The following is a 17,413-nucleotide window of genomic DNA, read 5'->3' on the forward strand; positions in this document are numbered from 1 at the left end:
CAAATTTATGTAACACCCAATAAACAAGCACGGATGCTTTGGACAAAGTGGGATCGCTCCGCCACCAACCATCAGGTGAAAGTTTCAATATTGGTTAGCACACAGAATCGTCACCTAGAAATTGCTACGCCAAACCCTGCCTTAAAACTCTCCAAAGACGAATTGGATTTTTGGACACGCGGAACCAAATACCTACCAACAGATGGCATCGTGAAAGCAAAAGCGCAAGAGTGTCTCGCTGGCTTACCGTCTAATGCCACGGATATTGACAAAGCAAAAGCCATCTATAACTAGGTAGATGGTAACACCCACCGCAACCCTAAAACGCGCGGTTGTGGCTAGGGCAATGTGAAGCTGATGCTGGAAACCAACAATCTCGGCGGTAAATGCGCAGACATCAATGCGGTTTTTGTTGCATTAGCGCGCTCGGCCGGCATACCAGCGCGCGATGTGTATGGCATTCGTATTGCCGACTCTGCCAGAGGCTATAAGAGCTTGGGCAAAGGTGGCGCATTACCAAGGCGCAGCATTGCCGTGCTGAGTTCTATGCTTCCGGATACGGCTGGGTTCCAGTAGATCCTGCGGATGTTCGCAAAGTCATCCTAGAAGAAACTGGTGGATTGGCAGTGAATGATCCCAAATTGGCTATTTGTGACTACCTTTTTGGCAATTGGGAAATGAATTGGATGGCATATAACTATGGCCATGACATTACCCTCCCAGGATCTGCTTTAGGAAAGAAAGGGGAAATTCCGATTTTGATGTATCCCCAAGCCGAAAATACCGAAGGTCGTTTTAACTCTTTAGATCCTGATAACTTTAAATACAAAATTACGAGTCGCCGTATTGGTTAATTCAGTTGATCGATAAGCTTCTTCTGAGGTTGAGTCCATGCGATTGCAAAAGCCAGCAATAGACTATCTTCTAGCGCTGGCTTTCTTACTCCTGACAGTGTTTGCCGTAAACGCAAACGTACAATGGCGCCCCGCTTCCCAGGTTGGCTTAACGCAAGCGCCACCCTTGGTGCTCAACAATCTATCCGGTAAGCCGATCGATATTAGCAACTTCAAAAATAAGGTAGTGGTTGTGAACTTTTGGGCAAGCTGGTGCGAACCTTGCCGTAAAGAATTTGGTGAACTCATCGAATTGCAGGAAAAATATGGCTCCAAGGGCCTAGTAGTACTTGCCGTCAATCTTGCTGAAATGAAGCCACGTATTTTGCAATTCCTTAGAGGTAATGGTATCCCCGAAAACAGCATTGAAATCCTCATGGATCGCAACAGCACCATTTATAAATCCTGGAAGGCCCGCGGAATACCAACAACATTCCTAATCGGAAAGACTGGCAAGGTAGAGGGCGTTTAGATCGGCGCCATTGAAAATGTCGATAGTGAAGACGTTACTAAAAAAATTCAATCCCTTCTTCATCAGTAGTTAGCGAATAGCTTCTCTCTTCTGATACCCTTAAGATATGACTACGCAATCCCATTCTATTGAGCCCTCTGAGCCGCGCTTAACCTCCCTATCGCATGGTGGTGGGTGTGGTTGCAAGATTGCTCCTGGCGTCCTTTCAGAAATTCTGAAAAATGTTCCGCAATTGCCCTTCCCAAAGGAGCTCTTGATTGGCATTGAAACCTCGGATGATGCCGCTGTCTATCAAATCAATGAATCACAGGCAATTGTCGCTACAACCGATTTTTTCATGCCCATCGTCGATGACCCATTTGACTTTGGCAAAATTGCCGCAACCAATGCTATCAGCGATATCTATGCAATGGGCGGCACACCTCTATTTGCACTCGCTTTGGTTGGAATGCCGATTAAGGTGTTATCCAATAAAACGATTGCTCGCATTTTGGAGGGTGGCGCAGAAGCATGTCGTAGTGCTGGTATTCCGATTGCTGGTGGCCATACGATTGATTCGGTCGAGCCCATCTATGGGTTAGTCGCAATTGGTATTGTTGATCCTCAGCGCGTCAAGAGTAATGCGAGCGCAAAACCCGGAGATGTTTTGATCCTAGGAAAACCACTTGGAGTAGGTATTCTGTCGGCGGCACTCAAAAAAGATCTTCTGGGACCCGATGGCTATCAGGAAATGATTTCAAATACCACTAAGCTCAATGCTGCCGGGCCCGATTTAGCAAAACTCCCATGCGTTCATGCTCTGACCGATGTTACCGGCTTTGGTTTAGCGGGTCACGCCTTAGAGCTTGCCCGTGGATCGAATTGCACAGCCCACATTGATTGGGATCAAGTGCCCCTACTCTCGAATGTGCAAAACCTGGCTGATGACGGCATCATCACCGGAGCATCTGATCGTAATTGGCTTAGCTATGGTGATGACGTTGGTATTCCAGAGAGCTTTACTGTGGCACAGCGTGCATTACTTACTGATCCTCAAACCAGTGGCGGCTTATTAGTCTCTTGCAGCCCCGAAAGCGTTTTAGAAGTGCTCGATATTTTTAATCAGCATCACTTCTTAGGCGCCCGCGTGATTGGTCAGATGAGTAAACGACAGGGCAAGCCTCTCGTCGTTTCCTAAATTGAATCGTTTTATTGAGCGTTAAATACGCTTGAGAAATCCAACTGCCCATTGCCCGCTTGCTATGGGCTTCATAAAGTTGCTCTGCCAATTTAGCCATGGGGACGCTGGCATCTAACGCTTGTGCGTTCTCGGTAGCCAAACCCATATCTTTGAGCATGAGATCGACACCAAATCCGCCGCTATAAGCCCTTGAGGCGGGAGCATTTTCATTACACCAGGGCAAGGGTTATAAAGTTCCAGCGCCCAATTGCGACCCGAGCTTTTTGACATGATGTCTGAGAGCACTTTAGGATCTAAGCCATTCGCGATTCCTAAACGCAATGCTTCACACGTTCCAAGCATCTGAATACCCAAGAGCATGTTGTTGCACACTTTTACGGTTTGCCCTGCGCCACTTCCACCAGCATGAAAAATATTTTTGTCCATTTTCTCGAGAATCGGACGAACACACTCCACCACCGATTGCACACCTTCATCATGCAAGAATCAGGCGGTACCCGCCTGAGAGCCTGCCGTACCACCGGACACTGGTGCATCGACCATAGCAAATCCTTTTGCTTGAGCGGCATTTGCAACCGCTTGAGCGACCTTAAGAGAAATCGTCGAACAATCAATCAGGATGGATTTAGGATTGGCCGTTGCCAATAGACCGTTTTCATCCGAATACAAGCCCTCAACATGTTTTGAGGCAGGCAACATCGTAATGACAACATCGGCATTAGCAGCTGCAGCATTGGCATTCGGCGCCGCTTTACCACCAGCCGCAACAAAGGCATCGAGTTGGCTTGGCACCAAATCAAAGCCCGTGACGGCATAGCCTCTTCCTTAAGTACATTGATCCCCATTGGCAAACCCATATTACCCAAACCAACAAATCCGATATTCATAGTGTCTCCATCATGTCATTTTTCTAGATGCCAAATACTTAACGCCGTCTAGGCCATACCGCTCCGCATGCAATTCTTCAAGAGCTAATTGAAATACATCACTCTCGTTATATCTTGTTTTGATCCCATTAATCTCAATCTCAATATAACCCTCAAGAATCAGTGCCTGTACTGCAAAAGCATGCGTATGATTTGGCAGTTGGCCATTTGGAGGCTGCTGGACTTCAACAGGATGCGGAAACCCAGACTCTTGAAGTGCCTGTAGAAATCGGGGTTGATTCATGCGATAACTATAGCGCGGATATACACTCTTTTCATTAGCCCTATTTTGCGAGGAAATATGATCGTTAAAGTCATCGGATTAATTGAACTAGTGGATCAAGCCGCATTTGAGCAGTATCGCAGTCAAGTTAGCCAAACGGTAGCGCAATACAAGGGTGCGATTGCTCACCGTGGCGCCGTGACAGAAGTCTTTTGGAATGAGCTGGGATGCAAACCTTTGAGGGCTTATGTAGAACTGCACTTTCCTAGCCAAGAAGACGCACACGCCAGGAACAGACCGAAAACCTGGAAGATGACCTGACTCATATTCCTCGGGAGTGCGAGTATCAAAGAAATAGGTGGTGCGATCGCTCTGCGATTTCCATTGATGAACATCGGCTAGAGAAGCACGCTTCACACCGGCGCGATCCGCAACATTGCGCGCCCGCTGTGCAGCAGTAACGGTGGTGTTTTGACTCACCTCTGGAAATTTGCGGGTCTGACATTTATCAAGCGCTTGGCCAGCAAGAGTCCAGCCGATCGTGCCATTGCGCAAAGCATTCACTTCATTCGGAATACCTGCATTAATTAGCGATTGGGTGCCGATGATGCTACGTGTTCTGCCAGCACAATTGACAATAATTTTTGTCTTGGGATTGGGCGCTAATTCAGGGAGGCGTAGTACTAATTCTACGCCAGGCACGCTAATCCCCGTCGGAATACTCGTGGTGTTGTATTCATCAAAACGGCGTACATCGACAACCACTACATCTTCTTGATCGTCGATGAGTTTTTTCACTTCCTGAGCCGATAATGAGGGGGTATGACGCTTGGACTCAACGAGTTCTCCAAAAGATTTGCTGAGAACATTCACGTCTTTAAAGACTTCACCACCCGCAGCCTTCCAGCCCTGCACGCCACCCTTAAAAACGGATACATCGGTAAAACCAAGAGCAGAGAGTCGCTGCGCGGCGAGCTCTGCATCACTTTCACCATCATCTAGAATAACAATGGGCACCGTTTTCTTGGGTAGCTTGCCATAGGCATCGATCTCGATGCGGGAGAGCGGCAGATTGGCAGCAAATAAGGGATGCTCACGAGCGTGCGGATCCTCTTCGCGCACATCTAAGAAAGCAATCTCTTCTTTATTCAGTAGTTTATTGCGTACAAAGGAATAGTTTTTCTTAGCAATACTCATTGCTGTCTCTATGATTTAACTTTTTTAATCTAACTTAGCGCCGGATTTTTTAACCACTTCACTCCAGCGCGAGATTTCTTGATTGATGTAGTTTGCCAATTCCGAGCGACTCATTTTAGGTACGGTGGCGCCCATATTTGCCCAGCGCTCTTTGATGTCAGGGGAGGCAAGAGCCGCTTGCACTTCCGCACTCATCTTATCGACAATCTCTTTTGGAGTGCCTTTGATAGCCCATATCGCGTACCAGCTTGAAACGACAAAGTCTTTCGGGCCCAGTTCTTGAGCAGTGGGAACATTTGAAAGGCAGGGCTACGCTGATTGCTAGCAACCGCAACAGCGATCAGCTGACCGCTTTTTATAAAAGGCGCTGCTCCAGCCAATGTATCAAACATCATATCGACTTGACCCGCCACCACATCCTGTAATGCTGGACCAGTACCCCGGTATGGAATATGCGTAATGAACAATTTATTTTGCATCTTAAATAATTCGCCGGTTAGGTGTTGCGAGGTACCGTTACCGGTAGATGCATAGTTGTATTTGCCGGGATACTTGCGGATTTCTTCGATGATCGATTTAAGATCATTCTTTGGAAACTTATTGGGGTTGACTACGATGACATTAGGAATGCCACCAATAATCGCGATCGGTTCAAAATCTTTAGTAATGTCATAACTTAGATTGGTGTACATGCTCGAAGCAATTGAGTGATGCACTGCGCCAAGTAACCAGGTGTAATCGTCAGGCGCCATTTTTGCCGCAGCCGCTGCACCTACTGTGCCACCTGCGCTACCACGGTTGTCTACTACGATGGAATCGTTCAACTGGACCGATAACTGCTTTGCCAGAGGACGCCCAAAGGCATCCACTGCTCCGCTTGGAGGAAAGGGGTTGATGAAGGTAATCGGCTTATTGGGAGACGGCCAAGCGACACTTTGGGCGCCTGCCGACAATGAGAGTAGGGTAAGAAAGCTAGCAAAAGCTAAAACCAAGCAATTTTTGCGCATTTTTGACGTCTCCAGGGGTGTTTTGATCCTATTAAAGCATTTTGGCTGAATCAGTGCTTCTAAGAGTTATCCCTGATAAAAAGGGCTATTTCTTGTGGTTTTTATGGGGATATACTAATTTCGCTGTAGTTATGAACATTCATTTGATGATTGGGAGACGAGATGTCACAACACGATACATTGTTAGCTGCATTCGAAACATACAAAGCTGAAAACGAAAAGTTTATTGAAAGGGGTATTAAGGCATCTGCAGCGCGTGCACGTAAGGCCTTACAAGAAATTGCTGGTGCTTGCAAAGAGCGTCGCAAAGAAATTACCGCTACTAAATACTCGGAACTCTTTGCCCAAGCGTGTAACTCGTTCAAGAAACGGAAATGGTTGCACCAGTACGTGGCGCTCGCATTGTTCTGGTTGATCCGAGTGGGGGTGGCGTACGCGCCAATATGCCAGCATCCTGGTTAGCGCAGATGGCATGGGAAGTTTATGCGCTCGATGACGTCATACCAGAGCAACTTACGGAAACGGGACCTTGGAAAGCGCCATTACCCAAACTACCCGACACCGAAACGGTCGATGCCAAAACGTTGTCGAATTGACTCAAGACTGATAGCAATACGATTGTGGTAGATTTCAGTACCCACGCTAATTATGTAAAGTGTCATATACCTGGCAGTTGGTATGCTCTGCGCTCGCAGTTAAGCGAGGCACTCACCAAACTTCCCAAAGTCGATCGCTATGTACTAACGAGCACGCCTGCAGAACTCGGTAAATTTATTGTGAAAGAGATGCAGGCACTTACCAGCGCAGAGATTATTGTTCTAGACGGCGGAAATGCCGCATGGATTCAGGCTGGATTAGAGCTAGAAAAAGGCCCTAGCCATTTGGCCTCTCCCCCGCTGGATCGGTACAAACGTCGGTATGAAGGAGCTAACGTCGATCCTGCGGCCATGCAAGCCTCCCTTGATTGGGAGTTTGGCTTAGTAGAGCAACTAGGCAAGGACGGAACCCACCACTTCTGGGTTTTTAAGGCCCCCTTGTTGTTACTGAGAATCGCGCCACTATGACCTTACGATTATTGAAAGCAAGCACTCTACTGATTGGAACTTTATTAATACTGAGTGGTTGCGAACGGGATAGCTATACCACTTGGAGTTGCAAGTCCGATGAACAAGTCAAACTTTCTATGATTCTGCGCAAGGCTCAGATGGAATCTCAGGATAGCAAACTCAATTTTTGCGGCAGTCTTGGTAATCAGAGCTATTTTGATCAACATTGTCAGACACAAACGACGCAATCAAGTGCAGTATTCACACCTTCTTCTGGAAAGTTAGTAATCAAAGGGCAAGAATTTCAGTGCACCGTCCTCTAAAACGCCCTCATGAACAAAATTAGCCCAAAGAAATTATTACTCAGCAAGTGGACTGCAAGTGCAGCCGATTGCTAAACAAAAGCATTTTTTAGTAAGTAAGGTGATTACGCTAGAAATACCAGAGCAACCCATTGAACTCGTCGAGATTGAGTCGGTTTACAGCAAGAAAACAACTCGGATTGCCTGGCGAGACCTCATGGATACTGATCGCTGGATCCAAGGCTGGAAATGAAAAAACCGCCTCAATACTTCGAGGCGGTCTTGGCAAAAGAAGTTAACAAATCAATCTTTCTTCTTCGACCCCGATGATTTCTTCACAAGGTCATCCAGTCCTTTTTCGGCGTTTGCAGCTACTTCATTCACAATGCGGCGACCTTCTTTAAACATCTTTTGACCTGCTTCAGACATGTCATTGACTACCTTCGATAGCTTCTCTGCTTGAACTGGCATTTTGCTCTCAGCATCTTCTAGCCACGTGACGAGTGAACTACGTACTTTTTCTAAATGCTTTTCAGTCTCGTCGGCGGCGCCATCACCTAATTCTTTCAGAACAGCCTTAACTTTCTTTTGATAAGCAGCAGCACGTTTAGCCGCTTCTTTTGCCGCCTCTTCTTGCAAGCTCTTTAACTTTTCAAGATCATTTTTCGCAGCAGACTTAGCGCTTTCAAGCGCATTCTTCATTCCCCACTCAATCTCCGCCATGTGGTTGTCACTTAGCTTTTTCGCAGCCTCTAGCAAAGTATGGGAATAATCAAAAAGCTCTTTTGCTTTTTCACGTTGCCATTTTTGCAAATCTTTTGCATCCATTTTTCAAGCTCCTATACGTTAGGGGTTTAACAAACAGTTCTATACCTACTCTATACCGAAATTGGAGACCTGCCAATTCCCACGAATTTAAGGCATTAAAATGACAATATGACACACAGACAGACTATTTATGAGTCCATTGGGGGAATCGACAAAGTCGATGAATTAGTAGACCGTTTTTACGACCTCATGTCTCTAGAGCCACAGTTTGCAGCCCTTCGGGCGATGCATCCACAGGATTTAAGCACTTCTCGAGAAAAGCTGAAATTCTTCCTCACAGGCTGGATGGGTGGCCCCGACATATATTCCCCCAAATATGGCCATCCCATGCTTCGCGCTCATCACTTACCATTCAAAATTGGTGTTGTAGAGCATGATCAATGGTTAGCCTGCATGTACCGCTCTCTCGCGGAATGCGGCGTTGAAGGGAATGTTGCCAAGCAGTTGGAAGAATCGCCTTTCAATACTGCTAACTGGATGCGAAACCAGCCCAACTAACTAGTCGAGCTTGGCTCCCGCCTGTTTGACTGCTTTGGCCCAACGAGGCATTTCTGCAGTAAGGTATTTCGTGAACTGATCGGCATTGAGATAGGCTGGATCTGCGCCTTGATCAATCATTTTTTTCTGAATATCTGGCGATTCAAGCGTTTCTTTAAACGCCAAACTCAATTTATTCACCACATAAGGTGGAGTCCCTTTTGAAGCGAGAATTCCATAAAAGCCCACCACTTCTAAAGTGGCTACACCAGTCTCTAGGACGGTTGGCGTATTCGGAAGTGCAGGATTTCGTTTTGCACTGGTTACTGCAAGGGCCTTCACTTTGCCCTGTTTTGCATAAACTGCCGCTTGGGGCACTGACTCTGCCATAAATTGCACGTGACCCGCGATCAAATCGGTAAAAGCTGGCGCACCTCCCTTAAATGGGAGGTGCACCATGAATATTCCCGTTTCGCTTTTGAGCATCTCAAGAACCAAATGGGAAATTCCACCGTTACCAGCAGAACCATAATTGAGCCTCCCTGGATTTGCTTTGGCATAGGTAACAAACTCTTTTAATGAATTTGCTGCGACATCCTTATTAACAATTAATGCAAGTGGTTGTTGAGCAGTTCTTGCAATCGGCTGAAAATCGCGCAACGTATCGTATGGTGATTTGGTATAAATCGCTGGATTAATCACCATGGTGCCAGTGTTGGCCAGCAACACGGTGTAGCCATCTGCAGGAGACTGCATCACGAATTGAGCACCCACCGCCCCACCTGCACCTACTTTGTAATCCACAATGACTGGTTGGCCTAAAACGGTTTGCAACTTATCACTTAATAAACGAATGTGCGCATCCAAAGGTCCGCCAGCCGGAAAGCCGATGATGATTTTGATGGGCTTATCAGGATACGCCGCGCAGCTATAGCCGTGAGCCAAAAACAATACAACGCTAAGTAAGCAATACCGAATCACTTGCATGGCATTTACCTCAAAAGTTGTTTAAAGAGCTTGAGCACAAGCATGCCAGCTTACCCAAGCCCATTAAAATTATACCCACCGAGATGCCCGGTGACATCCACACACTCTTCAATGAAATATAAACCAGGATGTTTACGAGATCCCGTCCTTTGGCTGTCGAGCTCTTTGGTATCGACCCCACCCAACATCACTTCCGCCTTTTTCCAACCTAAAGTGCCTGCAGGTTTTACTGTCCAATTGGTGATGAGGTCTTTGAGCGCTTGGCGATCCTTTTCAGAAACTTCCGCCCATTTACGACCCAACAAACCACTACGCTCAGCAAATGCTTTTGCTGAGCGTAGTGGCAATGCCAGTGCCAGAAGATTTTCAGTCAACTTCAGACGATTCTCATCGGCATTAAACAAGGCATCGCAGTCAATACCAAATTTCTCACTATCTGCCAGCCAATTCACAGTGACTGGCTCACCCTCCACCCAATAAGCTACTTGCTTGTAAAACTGCCGGGCCAGACAAGCCTTTGTGCGTCAGCAATAGATCTTCATAGAAATGGCCAACGCCATAACGTTGACCTTTTGCTCCAGAGCCAATCTGTACTGGCACACTTAAGCCGGCAAGCTCATTGAGATTTCCAAAGGTATCGGCAGTAAACGAGAGTGGCACTAAAGCAGGTCGTGGGTCAACGACTTGGAGACCAAACTGTTTGGCGATATCCAATGAATATGCCGTTGCTCCGATTGCTGGCACAGGTAGCCCACCCGTAGCCATAACTACCGATCTGGTTTTTTCTAAACCGCGATTGGTTTGTACGAGCCATAAATCGCCCTCTTGAGTAATTGACTCTACGGATACTGGATTACGAATGGTGACATTACCTTTTGTACATTCCGCAAACAACATGTCAATAATTTGCTTTGCCGAGTCATCGCAGAATAATTGTCCTTGTGCTTCTCGTGATACGAAATGTTCGTATGCCTTAACCAGCTTGATAAATTCAGAAGAGGGATATCGTGCCAGCGCGCTCTTCACAAAATGAGGGTTGAGAGACAGAAAGTTTGCTGGGCCACTATGAAGATTGGTGAAGTTGCATCGCCCTCCACCACTAATGCGGATTTTTTCACCCAATACGGGAGCATGGTCCACTACCAGCACTCTCTTTCCGAGTTGCCCAGCGCCCCCCGCACAAAAAAGGCCTGCAGCGTCACCACCAATGATGACGGCATCCCAAGTCTTATTCATGTTCTACTCAAATCGATCAATGATCTCAGAGGAGATATTGAGTTTTTTCATGTGCAACTTGGTATATGCCTGACGAAAGTTCTTTGTCATCGATATCATGACCGAAGCAGTCCAGGAAAATGCAAACATGCCGGAGAAAGCGATGATGACTGCTAACATTTTCCAGCCGTCTGGAAGAATATCTTCCATAAAACCCATCGCGGTGTAAGTGCTACCACTAAATAGAATGCATTGACCCAACCCCGGGATCAACTTGAATCCATAGAGCGCAAATCCCCAAATCAGAATCTCAGCAACATGCGTTAGGAATAGATACAGCACGCTGATATAAAAACAGATGGCAACACTAGAGTATTTTTTCTCGGCCAAATACAAAAAGGTATTCACTTCATAACGCTTCGCAATCTGCAGCAGCACTATCCCATGAAAAATCATGACGACGAGGAGCATAAAACCGCCCAGTAAATAGCCTGGTAGGTCTATTGCAGTAGCTAAATTCATGTGCGCGAAACTCATTGATTGATTCAGTGTTTTTGAGTATTTTAACGGCCTTAAAACCGCCATTAGGCCAATTGATACCAATTTTGGATCACATTCCAAGCTTCTTTAGCGGTATCCACAAAATGAATAGCCCGCATATCTTCCTGGTCAATGACTCCAAACTCGACCATTTTCCTGAAGTTCACCATCGCATTCCAAAATTCTTTACCCAGCAAGATTACCGGGATCTGAGCAACCTTTTTCGTTTGGATCAGTGTCAAGACTTCAAATAATTCATCAAACGATCCAAATTCACCAGGGTAGGCAACAGTTGCGCGAGCGCGCAACATGAAATGCATCTTTCGCAACGCAAAGTAATGAAATCGAAAACTCAACCCTGGACTGATATAGGCATTAGGATGCTGCTCTCTTGGAAGACTGATGTTAAAACCAATCGTCTCGTGTCCCTGCTTCAAAGGCACCACGATTGGCGGCCTCCATAATTCCTGGTCCACCACCCGTACATATATGTAACTTATTTGAAGACTGTTGTTGAGTTGCATTGTATTGTGCAACGAGGCGCCCAAATTCTCGAGCCGACTCATAGTACTCGCTATGCAAGAGAGCTTGTTTAGCGGTCTCTTTTTCCGCAGACGTCTTTGCCTCCTGCTGCAATTGTTCAGCACGCTCACGACTGACAAAGCGAGTAGACCAAAATACGGTAATCGTATGATCGATGCCCCGCTCTTTTAGCAAAATCTCAGGCTTCAGTAATTCAAGCTCAAACCGAATGCCAATCGTCTCTCGGCGAGATAGAAAGGCTTCATCGTCAAAAGCAAACTTATAGGAATCAACCGATTCCTCTTCGGCCAACTGATTCTTATGAAGATCCAAGAACTCCATAATAGTCTGGGCATTGTTAATGGGAAGTTTTGGACTCATGGTTACACCTTAAAACAATCTGGTTTCATCTTACCCGCACTCTCTTTTACCTCAGTATTAACACCTATTTTTTACGTAGGAATAAGCCAAAAAGACCGCGAAGGATTTACTGGGGACCTAAGTAGGGTTAATATTGGCAGAGTTAAACCAAACCGAAGGAAAATCCATGAGTAACCGTTCAATCCTCATTATGGTACTAGTGTTAGTTGGTGCCACTGCCTACTTACTTTTAAAAGGCGACGGCAATATTGATATGGGCGGTGAAAAGCATGGCGCTGAAGCAACTCATGTTGAAGAAGCAAAGAAAGATGCACCAGCCGCTCCCGCTGCCCCAGCAGCAGATACGAAGAAATAATTCTTCCACGACAACAAAAAACCGCGGTGTACCGCGGTTTTTTATACTCTCTAAATGAAAAAATTACTTTTTTCTCTTCTCCTATTAAGGATTTCTGAACTTTGCATCAGTCAAACCAACAGTACCCCCAAACGACCCATGAATACAATCGCTCCTGCCATGATCTCGTCATTTGCTCCAACCGGTACATTACGCGTTGGCATTAACTTGGGCAATCCCATCTTAGCCAATCAAAATGCAAGCACTGGTATTTGTCGCCATTGATCCAGTGCGTGGCGCGGACATTAGCTACACTCCTCCCTACATTCAAATTGAAGGGGCTAAAGTAGCCGAGTAATGTAATTCGCGCAGTGACCAATCAACACTCATATGTGTGCAAGCGTTCTGGGATGATCACATTACTCCAACCTAGATCATCCCGAATGCATTCCGCCAAAACCGATGCTGCCTCAGGCTCTCCATGAACGACAAAGACGGTTTTGGGTGGCGATTTAAATCCCCTTAACCAGTCCAATAAGCCTGCTTGGTCGGCGTGAGCAGATAACCCACCAATCGTATGAATGGATGCTCTCACTTGGACATCCTCTCCAAATAATCGAACTTTTTGAACCCTATCCACTAACCTTCTACCAAGACTTCCGTAGGCCTGGAATCCAGTAATCACGATTACATTTTGAGATCGCGGTAGATTGTTTGCGAGGTGATGCGCAATGCGGCCTGCATCACACATGCCACTTGCGGAAATAATAATCGCCATGCCTTTAATTTTATTAAGGGCTTTGGATTCCTCCACATCAGCAATGAAACGCAGATCTACTGCTGATGGGTTATTTTTATACCAAGTAAAAGTTGCCTGCGATTGTTGATCCAACTGTGTAAAGTAACGATCTGTTAATTGAGTAGCTGCTGTAGCCATCGGGGAATCCACCCAAACCGCTAGATGCGGTAAACGACCCCTTCTCACTAAATCCATCAACAAAAATAAGATCTCTTGCGTGCGACCAACCGCAAAAGCGGGTATGACAACATACCCTGCGCTTTCATCGTACTGCTAATGACCTGCACAAGCTCATCCTCGGTATCACTTAAGGTGCGGTGTAAACGATCGCCATAGGTAGACTCGATCAGCACTACATCCGCCCGATCAATCATCTCCGGATCTGGCATCAGAACCTTTCCCTTCATGCCAAGATCTCCAGAAAAGACATATCGCTTACGCTGAGCCCCATCCTCCTGAACAGTGAGCTCTGCAATAGCCGACCCCAAAACATGGCCAGCATTGTGAAACTCTAGCTCAATGCTTGAAGCAATCTCAATCGGTTTTCGATACTCCAATGGCTCAAACTGAGTCAGCGCATTTTCTACCTCTTGTTTTGAATACAAGGCGACCGACATCTCACCATGCCATTTTCCCAATTTCGCTTTACGCTCAGCATACTCTCTCTTAAAATCCACTTTATCGATAGGATTTAGAGCGATACTGTTCACATGACATCCGTACCCGCAAAACTAAACACCATTGACCTGCTTCATCGACTCAAGCGTGCGCCTGCAGAACACAAGGGCAACGCTGGTAAGGCCTTACTGATTGGCGGGGCACCAGGCATGGCAGGTGCGTTGCTTTTGGCTGGTAAAGCATGCTTACATCTCGGTGCTGGCTGGACTATCCTCGAAATGTTCGATCCTGCATCTGCAAGAGCACAGGATGCACAACCAGAACTGATGATTCGACTGGCAAGTGATCAAGCGCATACTATCTTGGCTCAGACCCAACCTGATGTCATAGCGATCGGTCCGGGTCTTGGAAATTCCCCACTGGCAATCGAGTGGCTAAAGGCTTGCTTAACTTATCCGCACATTCCACTCATCTTAGATGCCGATGCTTTAAATCTGATTGCAGATTCTGATAAATTACTCAATACATTACGAGAACGCAATGCGCAATTTCCAAATAAAAGCGTATGTACTCCGCACCCAGGTGAAGCTGCCAAACTGTTAAAAATATCTGCTGAAAAAATCCAGGGCGATCGTTTGCATGCCTTACAGCAACTCATCACCCTCACCCAATCGATTGGGATCTTAAAGGGTCAGAATACCGTCATTGCAAGCCCTAATCATTCTGCAGTTCAATGTGAGGCTGGTAATCCCGGTATGGGCACAGGCGGAATGGGTGATGTCCTCACAGGCACGATCACAGCCATTGCCGCTCAGGGAGTGCGTCACCAATTACCTCTCTGGGATGCCAGCAGTATCGCAGTTGAGCTCCATGCCACTGCTGCCGACAGCTTAGTCAGTAAAGGGGTTGGTCCAATTGGGCTAACCCCTTCTGAAACCATTATGGAGATGCGAGGCATCCTCAATAAACTGTTATAAACAGTATGCAATCTCCAAACGCAGCTCACCACCGACATTACCTCTATGGCATTTTGATGTCCGGTATTGGCTCGATGCTGTTTTCTGGCAAAGCGGTATTGGGAAGTTGGCCTTTGGTTACGGCGCAAATGCCGAGACGTTATTAGCCTTGCGGATGCTAATGGCACTTCCGATGTTTTGGACTGTCTACTGGTGGGAGTCTCGACGAAAGCCTATGAGCCCCATTAGCTGGTCAGAACGAGGAAAGATTTTCTTTCTCGGCTTTCTGGGATATTTTTTATCGAGCTATATCGATTTTCTAGGGCTGCAATATATTTCGGTTGGTCTTGAGCGCATCGTTCTCTATCTAACACCAACCATTGTGTTGCTGATCTCCTACTTTGCTCCGAATAAATCCATTTCCAGAATGCAGTGGTATGCCTTAGTGGCTGGATACCTGGGGGTATTGGTGGTTTTCATTCAAGATGCCAGCTCTACTGGTATCCATGCCTGGCTTGGGATGCTCTTGGTCTTTGGTAGTGCGGTAGCTATGCTTTGTATATGATTGGCTCCGGAGAAATGGTCAGACACATCGGTAGCGTACGGCTTGTCGTTTTAGCAAGTTCGGCCTCTGCCGTACTGAGCTTGATGCAATCCTCTCTATACAAGACTAGTGCCATTTTTGAACAGAGCGCACAAGCCTACCTATTGAGTCTTCTCAATGCGAGTCTTTGTGCTGCTATTCCAATGCTTCTCATTATGATTGCCATCAATCGCATTGGGTCGCCACTTGTTGCACAGGCGGGCATACTGGGCCCTGTCTCAACAATCTTTTTGGGCTAGTTTATTTTGTCTGAGCCAATTACCGCTATGCAAATTGCAGGAATGCTTTTGGTAATGGCTGCTATGTGGCTGTTGGTGCGCAACGACGCTCCAAGAAAAAAGTCATCTGACATAAAAAATCAGATGACTTGGAAGAGGTCGAACCTCTCAATTGAGGGGTCTATCAGAACGGGGAATTACTGAGCAGCATCTGCTGCTTTTACTTTTTTCTTCGATTTCTTTTCTACTTTCTTTTCTTTCTTTGCTTGCTTCTTCGATTTTTTGGCTGCGGCTTTATCAGCAGGCGCAGCAGCAGGCTCTGAAGTAGCAGCAGGTGCTGGCGCTGGAGCAGGATCAGCAGCCAAGACAGAAATTGGTGATAAGCCAATGGTTGCAGAAATTAGAGCTGCTAAGCTAAAACGAGCGATACGCGAAGTCATGCCATTCTCCAAAAGGTTTATTGATAATTTGATAATACTCAAAAAAATAATAAAAATGCCTTATTCCACTTTTTGGGCAATAAAAAAGGCCATCGTCTGATGGTCTTTTGATGAACACTGCTCCGATTATGCGGGCTGCGCTTCTGCCTCGGTAATCTTTTCCAACGCTGCCGCCAAGTGTCCAACTGTGCGGTCTACATGACCTAATTTTTCCAAACCAAAGAGACCAATTTTCTGCCTGAATTTTTTTGGATTTACTTTACTTTCTTCAGGCTCATCCCAAACTGATCACGAATACATTGCGATAGCGCTGTAAACTCTGTGGCATGCGCAGTGGATGACCGGGCTACGAGCGCAATGATTCTTTTGGGCGCTGGTGCAGACAATGCTTTTGCAACTAAGTCACTGCTGTTTAGCAAACTACTCTTCACTGCCATTTCTGGTAGCAACGCAATCCCAAAGCCTGACTCGACCATCTGCAGCAGGGTTAGCAAACTGGTAGCCTCTACCCCATCATCTTTCCGAATATCTGCCTTTTTGCAAGCCTGTAAGCTGTGCTCCCGAAGGCAGTGGCCCTCTTCCAATAGCAATAGCCTCTCTGCCATTTTGGCTGGCAGAGTCACTTCCTTACCTTTGAGGGCAGGGTCTCCCTCGCGCGCCACCAACCAAAAAGGATCATCAAACAATTCCTCCACTAGGAGTCCGCTGACGTCATAAGGCAAGGCGATGAGTGCATAATCCAATTTATGCTCTGCAAGTCTTGCCAGTAAATTGGCAGTAAGGTCTTCCCGTAAGGTGATTTTGAGATTCGGAAACCGTTTGCGGGTTTCTGGCAAAACACTAGGCAGCAAAAATGGTGCAATCGTCGGAATAACTCCTAGGCGAATTGTTGTCGTCATAGGCTTGCCTGAGATACCTGCATATTCCACCAAATCTTCCGATGCCGCCAAAATCGTTTTAGCACGCTCCAATACTTCAAATCCTGCCGGTGTAATCGATACATTTTGCCGATCACGCTCGACCAGCTGGATCCCGAGACCCTCCTCCAACTCCTTAAGTCCGGCACTCAGAGTGGATTGACCAACAAAACAGGTCTCTGCAGCTCTGGTGAAGTTCAGTTCTTTCGCTAGAGCAACGAGATAGGTCAGTTGCTTTAAAGACGGTAAATATGCCATCTCACATCCTTATCGAGAATTTCAATCAATACTACCATTATTATTGAGATTTACGATACTGATCTATCCAGTG

Annotated in this window: 28 protein-coding genes and 4 pseudogenes; 17 read left to right on the forward strand and 15 right to left on the reverse strand. The window is 46.4% G+C overall.

Features of this window, described 5'->3' with window-relative positions:
* Positions 1–33 precede the first annotated feature (33 nt).
* From BQ1619_RS09195 to selD, 5 genes are all read left to right on the forward strand, one after another.
* Positions 34–294: a hypothetical protein gene (locus BQ1619_RS09195; protein WP_197711878.1), complete on the forward strand. Its 261-nt coding sequence runs from the start codon at positions 34–36 to the stop codon at positions 292–294.
* A gap of 63 nt (positions 295–357) precedes the next feature.
* The gene (locus BQ1619_RS09200) at positions 358–576 is read left to right on the forward strand and encodes a transglutaminase-like domain-containing protein (protein WP_231968636.1); all 219 of its coding nucleotides are present in this window, start codon (positions 358–360) and stop codon (positions 574–576) included.
* 50 nt (positions 577–626) lie between these two features.
* Entirely contained in the window at positions 627–854 is a 228-nt protein-coding gene (locus tag BQ1619_RS09205) for a hypothetical protein (protein ID WP_197711880.1), read from the forward strand.
* A gap of 37 nt (positions 855–891) precedes the next feature.
* A complete protein-coding gene (locus tag BQ1619_RS05185; RefSeq protein ID WP_114662628.1) occupies positions 892–1,365 on the forward strand; it encodes a TlpA disulfide reductase family protein in 474 nt (157 codons plus the stop codon).
* A 106-nt stretch (positions 1,366–1,471) separates the two neighbouring features.
* Positions 1,472–2,542, forward strand: coding sequence for a selenide, water dikinase SelD (gene selD, locus BQ1619_RS05190; protein WP_114662631.1), 1,071 nt, complete (start codon positions 1,472–1,474; stop codon positions 2,540–2,542).
* Between the two features lie 11 nt (positions 2,543–2,553).
* Here selD and mmsB read toward each other — a convergent pair.
* From mmsB to BQ1619_RS05215, 4 genes and pseudogenes are all read right to left on the reverse strand, one after another.
* A pseudogene (mmsB, locus tag BQ1619_RS05195) lies at positions 2,554–3,432 on the reverse strand (3-hydroxyisobutyrate dehydrogenase).
* 10 nt (positions 3,433–3,442) lie between these two features.
* A complete protein-coding gene (locus BQ1619_RS05200) occupies positions 3,443–3,715 on the reverse strand; it encodes a cupin domain-containing protein (RefSeq protein WP_114662633.1) in 273 nt (90 codons plus the stop codon).
* Positions 3,716–3,979: 264 nt separating this feature from the next.
* Positions 3,980–4,891: pseudogene (locus BQ1619_RS05210) on the reverse strand (rhodanese-like domain-containing protein); the annotation flags it as partial.
* 24 nt (positions 4,892–4,915) lie between these two features.
* Positions 4,916–5,898: pseudogene (locus BQ1619_RS05215) on the reverse strand (Bug family tripartite tricarboxylate transporter substrate binding protein).
* A gap of 162 nt (positions 5,899–6,060) precedes the next feature.
* Here BQ1619_RS05215 and BQ1619_RS10465 point away from each other — a divergent pair.
* Genes BQ1619_RS10465 through BQ1619_RS05230 form a run of 5 tightly spaced genes read left to right on the forward strand, consistent with a single transcriptional unit; the run spans position 6,061 to position 7,499 of the window.
* Positions 6,061–6,360 carry a hypothetical protein gene (locus BQ1619_RS10465; protein WP_114662635.1) on the forward strand — a complete coding sequence of 100 codons (300 nt, stop codon included), beginning with the start codon at positions 6,061–6,063 and terminating at the stop codon, positions 6,358–6,360.
* Positions 6,273–6,494 (forward strand): rhodanese-like domain-containing protein, encoded by a 222-nt coding sequence (locus BQ1619_RS09865; RefSeq protein WP_231968528.1) that lies wholly within the window; start codon positions 6,273–6,275, stop codon positions 6,492–6,494. The genes BQ1619_RS10465 and BQ1619_RS09865 overlap by 88 nt, the downstream gene beginning before the upstream one ends.
* Before the next feature lie 24 nt (positions 6,495–6,518).
* Positions 6,519–6,962 carry a rhodanese-like domain-containing protein gene (locus tag BQ1619_RS05225; RefSeq protein ID WP_231968529.1) on the forward strand — a complete coding sequence of 148 codons (444 nt, stop codon included), beginning with the start codon at positions 6,519–6,521 and terminating at the stop codon, positions 6,960–6,962.
* Positions 6,959–7,267, forward strand: a complete 309-nt coding sequence (locus BQ1619_RS08680) for a hypothetical protein (RefSeq protein WP_162784605.1) — start codon at positions 6,959–6,961, stop codon at positions 7,265–7,267. The genes BQ1619_RS05225 and BQ1619_RS08680 overlap by 4 nt, the downstream gene beginning before the upstream one ends.
* Positions 7,268–7,325: 58 nt before the next feature.
* Entirely contained in the window at positions 7,326–7,499 is a 174-nt protein-coding gene (locus tag BQ1619_RS05230; RefSeq protein ID WP_231968530.1) for a TIGR02450 family Trp-rich protein, read from the forward strand.
* Between the two features lie 50 nt (positions 7,500–7,549).
* Here the strand turns inward: BQ1619_RS05230 and BQ1619_RS05235 are convergent, their stop codons facing one another.
* Positions 7,550–8,074: a hypothetical protein gene (locus BQ1619_RS05235; RefSeq protein WP_114662637.1), complete on the reverse strand. Its 525-nt coding sequence runs from the start codon at positions 8,072–8,074 to the stop codon at positions 7,550–7,552.
* Positions 8,075–8,182: 108 nt separating this feature from the next.
* On the opposite strand from BQ1619_RS05235, the gene BQ1619_RS05240 reads away from it, so the two are divergent.
* Positions 8,183–8,572 (forward strand): group II truncated hemoglobin, encoded by a 390-nt coding sequence (locus BQ1619_RS05240; RefSeq protein WP_114662639.1) that lies wholly within the window; start codon positions 8,183–8,185, stop codon positions 8,570–8,572.
* Here BQ1619_RS05240 and BQ1619_RS05245 read toward each other — a convergent pair whose 3' ends face one another.
* From BQ1619_RS05245 to BQ1619_RS09875, 6 genes are read right to left on the reverse strand one after another with little or no spacing between them, the layout of a single operon-like run.
* Positions 8,573–9,538 carry a Bug family tripartite tricarboxylate transporter substrate binding protein gene (locus tag BQ1619_RS05245; protein WP_114662641.1) on the reverse strand — a complete coding sequence of 322 codons (966 nt, stop codon included), beginning with the start codon at positions 9,536–9,538 and terminating at the stop codon, positions 8,573–8,575.
* A 50-nt stretch (positions 9,539–9,588) separates the two neighbouring features.
* On the reverse strand, positions 9,589–9,990 hold the full coding sequence (locus tag BQ1619_RS10470; RefSeq protein ID WP_331851897.1) for a BaiN/RdsA family NAD(P)/FAD-dependent oxidoreductase: 402 nt from the start codon (positions 9,988–9,990) through the stop codon (positions 9,589–9,591).
* Positions 9,991–10,000: 10 nt separating this feature from the next.
* The gene (locus BQ1619_RS10475) at positions 10,001–10,774 is read right to left on the reverse strand and encodes an aminoacetone oxidase family FAD-binding enzyme (protein WP_331851898.1); all 774 of its coding nucleotides are present in this window, start codon (positions 10,772–10,774) and stop codon (positions 10,001–10,003) included.
* Between the two features lie 3 nt (positions 10,775–10,777).
* Positions 10,778–11,290, reverse strand: a complete 513-nt coding sequence (locus BQ1619_RS05255; RefSeq protein ID WP_114663532.1) for a hypothetical protein — start codon at positions 11,288–11,290, stop codon at positions 10,778–10,780.
* A gap of 47 nt (positions 11,291–11,337) precedes the next feature.
* Entirely contained in the window at positions 11,338–11,730 is a 393-nt protein-coding gene (locus BQ1619_RS09870) for an LOG family protein (protein WP_231968531.1), read from the reverse strand.
* A complete protein-coding gene (locus tag BQ1619_RS09875) occupies positions 11,699–12,196 on the reverse strand; it encodes a hypothetical protein (protein WP_231968532.1) in 498 nt (165 codons plus the stop codon). The genes BQ1619_RS09870 and BQ1619_RS09875 overlap by 32 nt, the downstream gene beginning before the upstream one ends.
* Positions 12,197–12,362: 166 nt before the next feature.
* Here BQ1619_RS09875 and BQ1619_RS05265 point away from each other — a divergent pair, with 166 nt between their 5' ends.
* Together BQ1619_RS05265 and BQ1619_RS10645 are read left to right on the forward strand one after the other, a co-directional pair.
* Positions 12,363–12,551, forward strand: coding sequence for a hypothetical protein (locus BQ1619_RS05265; protein WP_114663534.1), 189 nt, complete (start codon positions 12,363–12,365; stop codon positions 12,549–12,551).
* A gap of 138 nt (positions 12,552–12,689) precedes the next feature.
* Positions 12,690–12,800 (forward strand): annotated as a pseudogene (locus BQ1619_RS10645) (ABC transporter substrate-binding protein); the annotation flags it as partial.
* Positions 12,801–12,909: 109 nt separating this feature from the next.
* Here BQ1619_RS10645 and BQ1619_RS09210 read toward each other — a convergent pair.
* Together BQ1619_RS09210 and BQ1619_RS09215 are read right to left on the reverse strand one after the other, a co-directional pair.
* Positions 12,910–13,524, reverse strand: coding sequence for an MBL fold metallo-hydrolase RNA specificity domain-containing protein (locus BQ1619_RS09210; RefSeq protein WP_231968638.1), 615 nt, complete (start codon positions 13,522–13,524; stop codon positions 12,910–12,912).
* Complete coding sequence (locus BQ1619_RS09215) at positions 13,524–14,039, reverse strand: MBL fold metallo-hydrolase (protein WP_197711883.1); 516 nt, start codon at positions 14,037–14,039, stop codon at positions 13,524–13,526. The genes BQ1619_RS09210 and BQ1619_RS09215 overlap by 1 nt, the downstream gene beginning before the upstream one ends.
* Between BQ1619_RS09215 and BQ1619_RS05280 the strand changes: the two genes are divergently transcribed.
* From BQ1619_RS05280 to BQ1619_RS09230, 4 genes are read left to right on the forward strand one after another with little or no spacing between them, the layout of a single operon-like run.
* Complete coding sequence (locus BQ1619_RS05280) at positions 14,040–14,924, forward strand: NAD(P)H-hydrate dehydratase (protein WP_114662643.1); 885 nt, start codon at positions 14,040–14,042, stop codon at positions 14,922–14,924.
* A 5-nt stretch (positions 14,925–14,929) separates the two neighbouring features.
* Positions 14,930–15,070: a hypothetical protein gene (locus BQ1619_RS09220; RefSeq protein ID WP_197711884.1), complete on the forward strand. Its 141-nt coding sequence runs from the start codon at positions 14,930–14,932 to the stop codon at positions 15,068–15,070.
* A 26-nt stretch (positions 15,071–15,096) separates the two neighbouring features.
* Entirely contained in the window at positions 15,097–15,468 is a 372-nt protein-coding gene (locus tag BQ1619_RS09225) for an EamA family transporter (protein ID WP_231968639.1), read from the forward strand.
* On the forward strand, positions 15,465–15,746 hold the full coding sequence (locus BQ1619_RS09230; RefSeq protein WP_197711886.1) for a hypothetical protein: 282 nt from the start codon (positions 15,465–15,467) through the stop codon (positions 15,744–15,746). Before BQ1619_RS09225 ends, BQ1619_RS09230 begins: the two co-directional genes overlap by 4 nt.
* 176 nt (positions 15,747–15,922) lie before the next feature.
* Here the strand turns inward: BQ1619_RS09230 and BQ1619_RS05290 are convergent, their stop codons facing one another.
* Positions 15,923–16,165, reverse strand: a complete 243-nt coding sequence (locus BQ1619_RS05290) for a protein tyrosine phosphatase (RefSeq protein WP_114663536.1) — start codon at positions 16,163–16,165, stop codon at positions 15,923–15,925.
* Between the two features lie 254 nt (positions 16,166–16,419).
* The gene (locus BQ1619_RS05295) at positions 16,420–17,340 is read right to left on the reverse strand and encodes a hydrogen peroxide-inducible genes activator (RefSeq protein WP_114662645.1); all 921 of its coding nucleotides are present in this window, start codon (positions 17,338–17,340) and stop codon (positions 16,420–16,422) included.
* Positions 17,341–17,413 lie beyond the last annotated feature (73 nt).

Origin of the sequence: Polynucleobacter necessarius, from assembly GCF_900095195.1 — a bacterium.
GTDB lineage: Bacteria > Pseudomonadota > Gammaproteobacteria > Burkholderiales > Burkholderiaceae > Polynucleobacter > Polynucleobacter necessarius_G.